This is a genomic window from Micromonospora sp. SL1-18 (genome assembly GCF_047921505.1).
In the GTDB taxonomy this organism is placed as follows: domain Bacteria; phylum Actinomycetota; class Actinomycetes; order Mycobacteriales; family Micromonosporaceae; genus Micromonospora.
Genome location: NZ_JBLROA010000105.1, coordinates 1 through 13,204 on the forward strand (window position 1 = coordinate 1; position 13,204 = coordinate 13,204).

At 70.5% G+C, this 13,204-nt stretch carries 9 protein-coding genes and 1 riboswitch; of the genes, 4 read left to right on the top strand and 5 right to left on the bottom strand.

Annotated features, from left to right (window positions below):
* From ACNAW0_RS28580 to ACNAW0_RS28600, 5 genes are all read right to left on the bottom strand, one after another.
* On the bottom strand, window positions 1-2,209 hold a 2,209-nt coding region (locus ACNAW0_RS28580), incomplete at its 3' end, for a M36 family metallopeptidase (RefSeq protein WP_416291135.1).
* A gap of 400 nt (window positions 2,210-2,609) precedes the next feature.
* On the bottom strand, window positions 2,610-2,780 hold the full coding sequence (locus tag ACNAW0_RS28585; RefSeq protein ID WP_416291136.1) for a hypothetical protein: 171 nt from the start codon (window positions 2,778-2,780) through the stop codon (window positions 2,610-2,612).
* Window positions 2,781-2,846: 66 nt separating this feature from the next.
* Window positions 2,847-3,467 (bottom strand): helix-turn-helix domain-containing protein, encoded by a 621-nt coding sequence (locus ACNAW0_RS28590; protein ID WP_416291137.1) that lies wholly within the window; start codon window positions 3,465-3,467, stop codon window positions 2,847-2,849.
* A 100-nt stretch (window positions 3,468-3,567) separates the two neighbouring features.
* The gene (locus ACNAW0_RS28595; protein WP_416291138.1) at window positions 3,568-4,455 is read right to left on the bottom strand and encodes a DMT family transporter; all 888 of its coding nucleotides are present in this window, start codon (window positions 4,453-4,455) and stop codon (window positions 3,568-3,570) included.
* A 141-nt stretch (window positions 4,456-4,596) separates the two neighbouring features.
* On the bottom strand, window positions 4,597-6,153 hold the full coding sequence (locus ACNAW0_RS28600; protein ID WP_416291139.1) for a PucR family transcriptional regulator: 1,557 nt from the start codon (window positions 6,151-6,153) through the stop codon (window positions 4,597-4,599).
* A gap of 134 nt (window positions 6,154-6,287) precedes the next feature.
* Between ACNAW0_RS28600 and ACNAW0_RS28605 the strand changes: the two genes are divergently transcribed.
* The 4 genes from ACNAW0_RS28605 to ACNAW0_RS28620 all read left to right on the top strand — a co-directional run bounded on the left by ACNAW0_RS28605 (window position 6,288) and on the right by ACNAW0_RS28620 (window position 13,130).
* Window positions 6,288-7,550 carry an NAD(P)/FAD-dependent oxidoreductase gene (locus ACNAW0_RS28605; RefSeq protein ID WP_416291140.1) on the top strand — a complete coding sequence of 421 codons (1,263 nt, stop codon included), beginning with the start codon at window positions 6,288-6,290 and terminating at the stop codon, window positions 7,548-7,550.
* Window positions 7,551-7,796: 246 nt separating this feature from the next.
* Entirely contained in the window at window positions 7,797-9,221 is a 1,425-nt protein-coding gene (locus ACNAW0_RS28610; protein WP_416291141.1) for a M1 family metallopeptidase, read from the top strand.
* Window positions 9,222-9,338: 117 nt separating this feature from the next.
* Window positions 9,339-9,555, top strand: a riboswitch (cobalamin riboswitch).
* 171 nt (window positions 9,556-9,726) lie between these two features.
* Window positions 9,727-12,099: a ribonucleoside-diphosphate reductase subunit alpha gene (locus ACNAW0_RS28615; protein WP_416291142.1), complete on the top strand. Its 2,373-nt coding sequence runs from the start codon at window positions 9,727-9,729 to the stop codon at window positions 12,097-12,099.
* Between the two features lie 35 nt (window positions 12,100-12,134).
* On the top strand, window positions 12,135-13,130 hold the full coding sequence (locus ACNAW0_RS28620) for a ribonucleotide-diphosphate reductase subunit beta (protein ID WP_416291143.1): 996 nt from the start codon (window positions 12,135-12,137) through the stop codon (window positions 13,128-13,130).
* The last annotated feature ends 74 nt before the right edge of the window (window positions 13,131-13,204 follow it).

Consider the following 13,204-nt stretch of genomic DNA (forward strand, 5'->3'; position numbering starts at 1 on the left):
CGTTCCACGGGTCGTAGATGTTCGGGCTGAACCCGTGGCGGTCGATCAGGTTCCAGGTCATGTCCCACAGCACAGAGGTCCACGCGTGGCCGATGCCGTGCGGCACGGCCAGGGACGTGCCGTTCAGCCAACCACCGGTCTTGATGCCGTCGTAGGTGAACGGCTGGATCTCCATGTTCCGCGAGTACGGCCGCGGCCGGATGCCGCCACCGCTCCGGTCGTCCTGGAACAGCACGTACGGGCCCATGCCGCGCTTGCCGTCGGCCGTGTCGAACTTCGGGTCGAGCAGCATGGTGAGCGCGACGTAGTCGCTCCAGCCCTCACCCATCTGCTCGTCACCGGTCAGGCAGTTGACCGTCGGTCCACCGGTCAGCCGGTTGGAGATGCCGTGGGTGTACTCGTGGATGATCACGCCGGCGTCGAGGTCGCCGTCCCGGATGCCCGGGTGGTTCGGGTGCTTGCGAACCGAACCGGTGACGGTGCCACCGGCGACGGCGGCCTTGATGGCAGCCCCGTCGGCCTGGGTCACGGCGACCGCCGGGATGCTTACCGGCGCGGTCGTCATGGATCCGGTGAGCACCGGAGCGCTACCGCTGGCGTTGTGGGCGATGACCACCGCCTTGGCACCGGCGGTCTGGGCGACCTGGGCGCGCTGCAGGTAGGAGCAGGCGGTGGTGCCGCCGTCGACGACGCTGATCCAGCCGCCCGAGGGCAGCGTGCCGGGGTACGCGGCCTCGGTGCAGCCGGTGCCGGCGTAGACGAACTCGTGCCCGGGCAGGCCGGCCACCGTGGGCGCCGGCGTGAACCGCGACCAGGAGGCGTCGAAGGAGCCCACACCGTCCACGACGATCTGGTTCGGGTTACCGAACTGGGTGCCCGGCCACAGGTACATCTGCATCCGGGGGGTGCCGCCGTCCATGGCCGGCGTGGAGAAGTTCGCGTTGTTGGTGCCGCCACCGTCGGCCGCCTCGGCGCGGACGTAGTCGCCGCCGTTGCCGCCCCGGCCGTAGTTGTTGGACTGGAAGTTGCCGGATGCCTCGTCGAAGCCGTACTGGTAGGCGACGTCGTGGATGGTGTTGTTCCAGTAGAACAGGTTGGCGGTCGCCGCGTCCCGGTAGTTCTGCGCGTGCTCGGCCAGGTCGAGCGGGTAGTCGAAGCTCAGGTTCGCCCCGCCGTCCGGGCTGCTGCCGAAGTCCGGAGCGTTGTTGTTGTCCTGGTCCTGGTAGGCGTGGACGTTGTTGCCCTGGGTGGTGTTGAACTCGGCGCCCGCGGCGCCGTCGGTGTCGTGCCAGCCGTACGGTGACGCGGTGGCGTCCGCCGGGTTGGTCTTCAGGGTGCGCGGCCCGTCGTTCGGGCTCTCCGTGGCACCGCCGAACACCCGGTAGCTCGACCCGTCCTTGACGGGGTTGCGCGTGCCGGGGCTCGCGTGGCTGAGCGGCGCCGACGTCGACGTCACGCTGCGGCCCAGGTTGCTGGCGATCTCCTCGGCGTTCTCGTGGGTGGTCCAGTCGTCGGCGTTGAGCAGCTTGCCGGTCTTGGCATCGACGGCGGCGTTCCACAGGTGGGTGTCGGAAGAGTCGTCGATCACCAACTGCCAGGCCAGCCGCAGCCCGTCCTCGGTCGGCTGCCAACCAAGCTTGGCCGGAATCGGCTGATCCGAGATCCCGGCACCCGACACGACCGTACGCTGAGCCGCGCCGCCGCTGCGGCTCATCACCTTCGGACTCTTCGGATCCGCCAGATCGAGGCCCTCGGCCGCCGCCTCCACCGCCTCGACCGCGTCCAGCGACGCGTCACCGGAAGCCTTGCCGGACAGGCCGGACACCAGCGTGTCGCCGACGAAGATCACACTGCCGTCACGGGCGATGCTCACCGTCGCGGTGGCGCCGAAGACCTCCAGGTCCTGGTGCCGCTGCGCCAGGTTGACGTGCGTCACCCCGCTGTGGCGGCTGGTGTAGCTCGAGGCCACTGCCAGGTCGGACAGGTCTGCGGCACCTACACCGTAGTCGGCGGGATGCGCCCGCAGATAGCGCATCGCGATGTCGTTCGGCGCGCCCTCGTTCGGGCCGGTCAGGAAGATCGGGTTGGCCGGGGCCTGGTCAGGACTGGCCCACGCGGGTTTCGTGGACAGCGACGTCATGGACGCCACCAGCGTCGTGGACAACAGCAACGCGGCGTTGCGTCGACCACGGGACAGATGCGGGGGCACCGCTGCTCCCTTCGAGGGTTGGACAGGACAGCATGGAGCGCCGATCCACGGCCGCCGCAGCGGCCCGCCACGCTGATCCGTGACGCCCGCCCGGCGATCACGTTCCGTAGTCAGACCCGGGCAAGGTGAATGCATCGACGCTACGGTGAGGTTTGCGGGCCGATCATCCGACGGTTGGCGGAATATTCGACCAGCAGCTCCTACGCCTGTCGCGGCCCCTCCAGATCCTCTGATGTGGACATTCTTTCGGCGCCGGGTGCAGCGACGATCGGCCGGGTCGGTCTGCTTCGGTCGAACCACCGCCGTCTCAAGTGGCCGCTGCACACCCAGTTACCGACGCAAATACGTGCATATCTCGGTAAGTCCTTGACCAATGCCTGATGGCCGGTACGGTCCGTACTCACACGACGCGCCTGTCCCAGGATCTGCACGGCGCGTCAGGTCTTTCGATCGGATGCTCGGCTCGGGCCGGGTCCTGGCCGGGGGCGAAGATGTGGTGGCCGAGGACCAGGACGTTGCCACGCTCCGTGCCGGAGTGCAGGAACCGGTAGAGCGCGTCGTCGGTGCGCACCCGAGGCAGGTCGGCAGGCCGGCGAGGTCGACGACCCCGTCGATCGGGCTGGTCGTGGTGGTCATGTCAGGATTCGTCGGATCCGTTGCCGGCTGTGGGCCTGACGCTGGGATGCAGGGCGGGCACCACGCGGTGCGCACGGCCGCCGGGGGCCTCCTCGTCGTGGTACCTGCTGACCAGCGCTCCGACCGTGGAGGCCAGCTCCTCGACGAACGCGGCCCGGTCGCGGGCGGAGGCGAACCGGACGGTGGCGTCGATGGCGAAGGTCGCCACCCGCTTCTTCGCCCGGTCCGCACCGGTGATGAGCGCGCCGACGTCCTGCACGAGCCGGGCGGCGACCGCGAGCAGCCACCGCGCGGACAGCCAGTCCGGCGTATCGGACGGGTTGGGCCGCACGGCCGCCAGGGCCGCTGGCGAGATCGCGTACGACGCTGCGGTGGCCCGCATGGCCCGTTCGGTGACGTTGCCCTTGCGGCGCTCCTCCACCAGCTCGATCATGCCGTGCTGCTCGAGCGCGCGGAGGTGGTAGTTGACCTTCTTCCGGGGCACGTCGACCCGGGCGGCGAGCATCGTCACCGAGGCCGGCTCCGCGAGCGCGGCCAGCAGCCGGGCCCGCATCGGGTCCAGCGACGCCTCGGCCGCCGCCGGGTTCTCGATCACTGCGATGTCGAACATGACCCGACTCACCGACAATTCTTCTTGTCAAGACAAATCTTCTTGTCGGTGGCTGGGTGCCTCCCGAGGCTGCTCTTTCGCCGCCAGGCCACGCCCCGAGCGCGCCCCTCCGCTACGGAGCGTTCTCGGGGGGCTCCTCCGACAGCTCGATGTGGTGGCCGACGATGTGCGGGGACGCGGCCAGCAGGTACACGGCGAGCGTCATCACGATCAGGCCGATGGCCTCGACGGCGAGCGGCCCCGGTGTCAGTCGCAGGGACCCACCGAGCACGCCGATGCCAATCGCGATACCGGAGAGCGGCTCGGCCGCGGCCAGGGGCGGATAGGAGACGGACAGCGGAGCGAGGTCGAACGCGCTCTGCGCGAGCAGGGTCCCGATCAGTCCGATCATGAACACGGTGTACGGCTGCCAGCTGGTCAGCAGCCCCAGCAGCCCATGGGTGGACAATTGGTGCACGGCCGACTGGGTCAGGGCGGACTGGAGTCCGTAGAGCATGCCTGCCCCGATCGCCAGCATCGGCGCCTCCTGCGCGGGTCGCAGCCGGCGCGCGGAGCGCACGAGCAACAAGGTCAGGGTGCCGATGCCGGCCGCGGCCACCGCCCAGTCCCAGGCTGGTACCCCCTCGGGGTTCCCGGTCCCGGGATGACCCGCCACCAGAAAGGCAACCATGCCTACGGTGACGGCCACCGCGACCCCCCAGTCCCGTCGCCTGAGCGGACGCCGGGACCACAGCGCCGAGGCCGACAGGGCGAACAGCAGGCGCAGCACCAGGACGGGTTGCACCAGCACGACCGAACCCCGCCCGAGGGCGGCGCCACTGAGCAGGCCGCCCAGCAGCGTCGCCGACAGACCCAGCAGCCACAGCCGCTGCCGGACGAGATGCCACAACAGCCCCACGCGCAGCGCCAGGCCGTCCGGGGCCTGGAAGGCGACCCGCTGCTGTATGGCCGAGCCGACGCCGAGCAGCAGGGCGGCACCGACTGCCAGGATGAAGACCACCGAACGGGCTACCCCGTCCCCTCCGTCCAAACCACGGATTCCCGTCCTGGCCAGTCACGGTCGCCGGGCAGGTGAGTCGCGGTCGCCGGCCCGGCAGCAGGGCGGGCCGGACAGCCGAGCCGCCGATCGCGGCAGCCGGGGTCAGGACCCGGGACGCAGCGCCGCGAGTTGGATCTGCAGTGCCAGCCGGATACGCGGTGACTCAAGATCGACGTGGACGACCTCGGCGAGGCGCCGCATCCGGTGCCGGAGCGTGTTGGGGTGCACGTGCAGCTGCCGGGCAGCCTTGGTCGGGTCACCCTGCTGTTCGAGCCAGGCGGCGATGGTGGCAACGTAGTCGGTGCCGTGCTCGCGGTCGTGGGCGACAAGATCGGGCAGGGGCCCGCCGACGAGCAGGTCGGCCTGCGGCACCGCGCTGACCACACGGTGTACGACCACCTCGGCCCAGACGTCCTCGAACCGCAGCACCGAGCGACGCTGCCGAGCCGAGCCGTGCAATGCGAGCAGTTCCGCCGCCTCGGCGCGCGATCGCGGCAGGTCAGCCAGGTCCGCGGCGACGCTGCCGGACGCGGCGCGCAGCCCTGGTTCGTGCGCGGCGATGTCGTGAATCAGCCGCTCCATCCAGAGCCAGGAGCCGGGCAGCTCGCCCCCGTCGACCACGACGGCGAACAGGACGTCTCCGACGTCCGCGATCAACGGCTGACGCCAACCGTGTCGGCGGGTGATCGACTCCCACAGGGCCAGGTTGTGCACCATTTCCCCGGTCCCGCCGTACGCCTCGAGCGCGACGACCCGCCACGGGCCCTTGGGCAGGCCGAGTTCCTCCCGGCCCATCGGGCCGGGCGCGCGCAGGGCGGCCCGCAGCCGGTCGGCCGACACGCGGCGGGCGACATCGGCCTGCACCCGGAGGCGGAGCAGGTGCAGCGCCAGTACGGACGCCGCGCCCTGGAGATCGCGCAAGCGCCCGTCCGGCACCGGACCATCCACGACGGCCCAGATCGAGCCGAGCAGCTCCCCTCCGGCACGGATCGGGATCACCAGCCGGGGCAGGGTCCCGTTCGGGCCCTGCGGCACGAAGATCAGGTCGCTGCCCTTGGCAAGCTTGCGGAACACGCCGCGGGAGCGGAAGTGTGCGACCACGTCGCCGGGGACGCGTCGTCCGACGATCGTCGAGACGCGCGCCGGGTCGGTGCGGTCCTGACGTGACGAGTAGGCGAGCACCCGGGACTGGGCATCCTCGATCGTCACCGGCGCGTCGACGATGGCGGCGGCCGCGTCGGCGAGGGCGAACAGTTCGTCGTACACCCCGGGTGCGCCGATCTCGGGCGAGCCGGGCGCGGCAGCCCTGTCGATCACCCCCCGGAGCAGCCAGACAAGCTGGGCCCACGACCCGTGGCTCTGCAGCTCGACCACGGTCAGGTTGCGGTCGGCGGCGGAGGATGTCACGTCGGGGTGCGAGGCGAGCGGGGGTTTGAGGACGAGGCCGGCCGCGGCGGTCTCCGCACAGCGCTCGATGACGGCGAGCGCCTGCTCCGGCGTCACGATGCCCGCGCCGAGGACCAGGTCGCCGCTCTGGCCGGCCGACGCGTCGTCAAGCTCGGCGAGGGCCACGTCGCGCACTTCCGCCCGTTTTGCGGGGACGACGACCTTGAGCAGAGCGGCGCCGACCGCCTCCACCACGCCAGCCACGGTCATCATGACCAGATCATGCCTCGGCGTTGTTCGTTTCGACCAATCGCGGGTACGAGTGTTGGCCTGGCGGGACAATGACGTCCCGGCCTGGCGGGGACAGGATGGGGCCCGATCTCAGGTTGCTTGAAGGAGAGAACGGAATGTCTGCCATCGAGTCCGCGCCCACCCCCCAGCGCGTCGCCGTCGTCGGCGCGGGGATGGTTGGGCTGGCCACCGCCTGGTTCCTGCAGGAGCGGGGGGTGGAGGTCACCGTGTTCGATCGCACGGGTGTGGCGGCGGGCGCCTCGTGGGGCAACGCGGGCTGGCTCACCCCTGGCATCACGACTCCCCTGCCCGAGCCGGCGGTGCTCCGCTACGGGCTGCGCGCCGTCCTGAGCCCGTCGTCGCCGGTGTACGTGCCGCCGCGCGCGGACGCTCGGCTGCTGCGGTTCCTGGCGGGCTTCACCCGGCACAGCACCGCCGCGAAGTGGCGGACCGCGATGCGGGCCTACATCCCGATGAACCGCCTCGCGTTCGAGGCGTTCGACGCCCTGAAGGCAGGCGGGGTCGCGGCGATGACGCACGAGGCGAAGTCGTTCATCGCGGCGTACCGGAGCGAGGCCGAGCGGTCGGTCCTGCTGGACGAGCTGGGGCACATCCACTCCGCAGGCCAGGAGATCGAGTTCGACGTCCTGACCGGGGCCGAGGCACGTGAGGTGGAGCCCTCGCTGTCGGACGACATCGGTGCCGCCATCCGCCTGCACGGTCAGCGGTTCATCAACCCCGGCGAGTACGTGCACTCGCTCGCGGACGCCGTTCGCGCCCGGGGGGCGTCGCTGGTGACCGGGGCGGAGGTCGTGGACGTCCGCGACGAGGGGGCAGGGGTCCGGGTGGTGACCTCCGCCGGCGCGGACGAGCGCTACGACGCGGTGGTGCTGGCGACCGGCACCTGGCTCGGTGACCTGGCCCGGCGCTTCGGCGTCCGGACGGTGGTGCAGGCCGGCCGCGGATACAGCTTCAGCGTGGCGATCGAGCACGTCCCGGCGGGCCCGGTGTACTTCCCGGCGCAGCGCGTCGCGTGCACGCCGCTGGGCGACCGGCTGCGCGTCGCCGGGATGATGGAGTTCCGCAGCGCGGAGGCCCCGCTGGACCCGCGCCGCATCCTGGCGATCGCCGAGGCCGCCCGACCGCTGCTGCGGGGCGCGGACCTGGACGGCCGCGTCGACGAGTGGGTCGGGTCGCGGCCCTGCACCCCCGACGGGCTGCCGCTGATCGGCGCGACCAGGTCTTCGCGGGTCTTCGCGGCCGGCGGCCACGGCATGTGGGGCATCACCCTCGGCCCCCTCACCGGCAGGCTGCTCGCCGAGCAGATCACCACCGGCCGGCAGCCGGCGGAGCTGCGGCCCTTCAGCCCCCTGCGCTGACACCTCACCCCGGTGTGCCGGCGGCCGCCCGCGGTCGCCGGCACACCGGGTGGGTCTCGCCACCAGCGCCGCGGGTCACTGGACCACGCCGCTGTTCGCGGCCGCGGCCAGCAGCGACACAACCGGACGGGCGACGGCAAAGATCGCCCGTACAAATGCTTGACGAACTCATGTCCAGTGCGGATGGATAGGCGGTACTCATCTGACGGCCAGTTCTCCCTGGCCTTTCCACAGAGGGGATTCCACGTGACATTCTCACGCCTGCGCCATACCGCACTGACCACGGCCGCCCTGGTGGTCGCCGGGTCGGCGCTGACACCGGCCGCGGCCGGCGCGGCACCGGGCAACCCTGGCGCCCCCCGATACTCGGCCGGCGCGGCGAGCGTCGACGACCCGTACTTCCCCGACCAGGGCAACGGCGGATACGACGTACAGCACTACGACCTCAACTTCTCCTACGACCCGGCGACCCGGTTCATGGACGCCACCGCCACGATCACCGCGATCGCCACACAGGATCTCGACCAGTTCAACCTCGACTTCCGCGGTCCGGAGATCTCCTCGCTGACGGTCAACGGGCATGCCCACGACTTCACCCGTGAGGGTCAGGAACTGATCGTCACCCCGCGCCCGAAGCTCCAGGCCGGGCAGACGTTCACCGTGGTGGTGAAGTACGCCGGCGTACCGAGCGTCATCACCGACCCGGACGAATCGATCGAAGGTTGGGTGCCGACCGACGACGGCGCCTTCGTCGCCGGGGAGCCGCAGGGGGCGCCGGGCTGGCTGCCCACCAACGACCACCCGACCGACAAGGCCACGTACCGGTTCACCGCGACGGTGCCGGAGGGGCTCACCGCGGTCGGCAACGGCCAGCTTCTCTCGCAGGAGACGAAGGACGGCTGGACGACCTTCGTCTGGGACTCGACCGAGCCGATGGCCAGCTACCTGGCGACCGTCACCATCGGCAACTTCGTGGTCACCGAGTCGACCACGTCGAGCGGGATCCCGGTGTACGTGGCGGTCGACCCGCGGCTGGTCGCCGGGTCCGCCGCCGCGGTGTCGCAGCTCCCGAAGATGATCGACTTCTTCTCCTCGACGTTCGGCCCGTACCCGTTCGCGTCGACCGGGGCGATCATCGACCGGGCCCCGAACGTCGGCTACGCCCTGGAGACCCAGACCAAGCCGATCTTCTCCAACACGGCGAGCGTCAACACCATGGCCCACGAACTGGCCCACCAGTGGTACGGCGACAGCGTCTCGCCGGAGCGCTGGTCGGACATCTGGCTCAACGAGGGCTTCGCCACCTACGCCCAGTGGATGTACACCGAGTACAACGGCGGCACGTCGGTCAACTCGACCTTCAACAGCAGCAGCAACTACGGGCGGGCCGCGTCCTCGTCGTTCTGGCAGATCGTCCTCGCCGATCCCGGCCCGGTGGACATGTTCAGCAGCGTCCCGTACAACCGGGGCGCGATGACCCTGCACTCGCTGCGCGGCAAGGTCGGCGACGAGACCTTCTTCCGCATTCTGCGCGAGTGGGCCGCGAGCCACCGCCACAGCCACGCCGGAACGGCCGACTTCATCTCCCTGGCCGAGCGGGAGTCCGGACAGAACCTGCACGCCTTCTTCGACGTGTGGCTGTTCCAGAAGGGCAAGCCCACGACCTGGTGACGCAGTCACGGGGGCCCCGCGACCTGTCGTCGGTCGCGGGGCCCCCGTCTGCGGGTGAGACGAAGCCGACACGCCAACGCGACATCTGGTGTTGCTCGGGTGGCGACGCAGCCATATATGGTGTCTGACGCAGCTGGTTCGGCCGCCTTCCCAGGGCGGTCGAGGCAAGAGGGAACCCGGTGGGAATCCGGGACTGCCCCGCAGCGGTGAGTGGGAACGACCGCCGTCATCAGCACTGGACCACCTGTGGTCTGGGAAGCGACGGCCAGTAGGAGACCGGTTCCGCCGGTCGTGCCCGCGAGTCCGAAGACCTGCCAGCGCGCGCATGCCCCGAACGGGGTGTGTAACGGTCCGAGGCCGCGCGGGACGGCCGACGCCAACGGGACGCCGCCCTGCCGGCACGCGTCCGTCGGTGTCCGCTCCCCACGCGCCGAGGCCCATCCGGTCCCGAGCTCGCGAGGAGTGAGTAGTGACAGTCACCGAGGTCAACCCGGCCGTCAGCCAGCTGCCGGGCGATCCGGCCCCGCCCGGTCAGCGCCGCGTCCAGATGCACGTCCGCAAGCGCAACGGGGACCTCGAACCGGTCGACGTCAACCGGATCGTCCGGGCGGTCGAACGGTGGACCGGAGACCTCTCCGACGTCGACCCGCTGCGGGTGGCGACCCGTACCATCAGCGGGTTGTACGACGGCGCGAGCACCGACGAACTGGACCGACTGTCCATCCAGACCTCGGCCGAGCTGATCGGCGAGGAACCGCAGTACTCCCGCCTGGCCGCCCGCCTGCTGACCGGCTACGTCGGCAAGGAGGTACGCGGGCAGGGCATCGCCTCGTTCAGCCAGTCGATCTGGCGTGGCCACGCCGAAGGGCTGATCGGTGACGAGACCGCCGCCTTCGTCGCGGCCCACGCGCGCCAACTCGACGACGCCGTCGACCCCGCTGGTGACCTGCGGTTCGAGTATTTCGGGCTGCGCACCGTCTACGACCGGTACCTGTTGCGGCAGCCGACCAGCCGGCTGGTGCTGGAGACGCCGCAGTACTGGCTGCTGCGGGTGGCATGCGGTCTGTCGCGCGCCGCCGCGGAGGCGGTCGACTTCTACCGGCTGATGTCCAGCCTGGCGTACCTGCCCAGCTCGCCGACGTTGTTCAACTCCGGCACGCGGCACACCCAGATGTCGTCCTGCTATCTGGTCGACTCGCCCCGCGACGAGCTCGACTCCATCTACCAGCGGTACGCGCAGGTGGCCAACCTGTCCAAGTTCGCCGGCGGGATCGGCATCGCGTTCTCCCGGGTCCGCTCGCGGGGTGCGCTGATCCGGGGCACGAACGGGCGGTCCAACGGCATCGTGCCGTGGCTGCGCACCCTGGACGCCAGCGTCGCGGCGGTCAACCAGGGTGGCCGGCGCAAGGGTGCCGCCTGCGTCTACCTGGAGCCGTGGCACCCCGACATCGAGGAGTTCCTGCAGCTGCGCGACAACACCGGCGAGGACGCCCGGCGCACCCACAACCTGAACCTGGCGAACTGGATCCCGGACGAGTTCATGCGCCGGGTGGAGTCGGACGGGACGTGGTCGCTGTTCGACCCGGACGAGGTGCCGGAGCTGCCGGACCTGTGGGGGGCGGAGTTCGACGCCGCGTACCGGGCGGCGGAGGCGCAGGGCCGCTTCGTACGGCAGGTGCCGGCCCGGGAGCTGTACGGGCGGATGATGCGGACCCTCGCCCAGACCGGCAACGGGTGGATGACGTTCAAGGACGCGGCGAACCGGTTGTGCAACCAGACCGGCGAGCGGGGCAACATCGTGCACCTGTCGAACCTGTGCACCGAGATCATCGAGGTATCCAGCGACGCCGAGACCGCGGTGTGCAACCTGGGCTCGGTGAACCTCGCGGCCCACCTGTCCGGCGGCGGCATCGACTGGGAGCGGCTACGGGCGACCGTACGCACCGCGGTGACCTTCCTGGACCGCGTGATCGACATCAACTACTACCCCACCCCGCAGGCGGCGGAGAGCAACCCGCGCTGGCGTCCGGTCGGCCTCGGGCTGATGGGCCTGCAGGACGTCTTCTTCGCGCTACGGCTGCCTTTCGACTCGCCCGCCGCGCGGGAGCTGTCCACCCGGATCAGCGAGGAGCTGTACCTGACCGCGCTGGAGACCTCCGCGGAGCTGGCCGAGCGGTTCGGCCCGCACCCGGCCTTCGCGGAAACACGCGCCGCGCGCGGGCAGTTGCAGCCGGACCTGTGGGGCGTCACCGGCACCCAGACCCGGCGGTGGGCCGCGCTACGGGACCGGGTCGCCGCGTACGGTCTGCGTAACTCGCTGCTGGTGGCGATCGCCCCGACGGCGACCATCGCCTCGATCGCCGGCTGCTACGAGTGCATCGAGCCGCAGGTGTCCAACCTGTTCAAGCGCGAGACGCTGTCCGGGGAGTTTCTCCAGGTCAACACGGCCCTCGTCGCGGAGCTCAAGGCTCGTGGGCTGTGGACGGAGCGGATCCGGGCGGCGATCAAGCGGGCCGACGGCTCCGTCCAGGAGGTCACGGAGCTGCCGGCGGAGGTACGCGAGCTGTTCCGTACCGCGTGGGAGCTGCCCCAGCGCGCCCTGATCGACCTGGCCGCCGCCCGCGCACCCTTCATCGACCAGTCCCAGTCGCTGAACCTGTTCCTGGCCGCGCCGACCATCGGCAAGCTCTCGTCGATGTACCTGTACGCCTGGAAGGCCGGGCTGAAGACCACCTACTACCTGCGGTCCCGCCCGGCGACCCGGATCCAGCAGGCCACCGTCCCGGCCCGCGTCGCCGTCGCCGCGCCGGTGGCCACCGACGAGGAGGCGCTGGCCTGCTCGCTGGAGAACCCCGAGTCCTGCGAAGCCTGCCAGTGACCGAGCCGACCGACACCACCACGGAGACCGTACCCATGCTGCTCGATCCCGGGATGGACCTCACCCTCCGCCCGATGCGCTACCCGCGCTTCTTCGACCGCTTCCGCGACGCCATCCGCAACACCTGGACGGTCGAGGAGGTCGACCTGCACGCCGACCTGGCCGACCTCGACCGCCTCAGCCCTGCCGAACGGCACCTGGTCAGCCGGCTCGTGGCATTCTTCGCCACCGGCGACACCATCGTCGCCAACAATCTCGTGCTCAACCTCTACCAGCACGTCAACAGCCCCGAGGGCCGGCTCTACCTGTCCCGCCAACTGTTCGAGGAGGCGGTGCACGTCCAGTTCTACCTGAACCTCCTCGACACGTACGTGCCCGACGAGGCCGAACGCTCCGTCGCCTTCGCCGCCATCGAGAACATCCCGTCGATCCGGCGCAAGGCCGAATTCTGCTTCCGCTGGATCGACTCCGTTCACGGCCTCCGCGAGCTGCGCAGCAAACAGGACCGGCGGGCGTTCCTGCTCAACCTGATCTGCTTCGCCGCCTGCATCGAGGGGCTGTTCTTCTACGGCGCGTTCGCCTACGTCTACTTTCTGCGCTCCCGTGGCCTGCTGCACGGCCTCGCCTCCGGCACCAACTGGGTGTTCCGCGACGAGTCGATGCACATGGCGTTCGCCTTCGACGTGGTCGACACCGTCCGCGCCGAGGAGCCGGACCTGTTCGACGACGACCTCGCGGACCAGGTACGGCAGATGATCACCGAGGCCGTCGAGTGCGAGGTGCAGTTCGCCGGGGACCTGCTCGGCCAGGGCGTACCCGGGCTGACCCTGGCCGACATGCGCGAGTACCTCCAGCACGTCGCCGACCGCCGGCTGGCGCAGCTCGGCATCGGCACCCACTACGGGTCGACCAACCCGCTCGCTTTCATGGAGTTGCAGGACGTGCAGGAGCTGTCCAACTTCTTCGAACGCCGGGTGTCGGCGTACCAGGTCGGGGTGACCGGCACCGTCGCCTTCGACGACGACTTCTGAGCGGTCTCCTCCGCGCCTGCGCGAGCAGTGCACGGGCCGGAGGGAGCATCCCGAACACGGGATGCTCCCTCCGG

Coding starts and splice junctions, on each gene's coding strand:
- ACNAW0_RS28600 (WP_416291139.1), bottom strand. CDS start 6,153: ATGATGACCGTGGCTGGCGTGGTGGAGGCGGTCGGCGCCGCTCTGCTC.
- ACNAW0_RS28605 (WP_416291140.1), top strand. CDS start 6,288: ATGTCTGCCATCGAGTCCGCGCCCACCCCCCAGCGCGTCGCCGTCGTC.
- ACNAW0_RS28620 (WP_416291143.1), top strand. CDS start 12,135: ATGCTGCTCGATCCCGGGATGGACCTCACCCTCCGCCCGATGCGCTAC.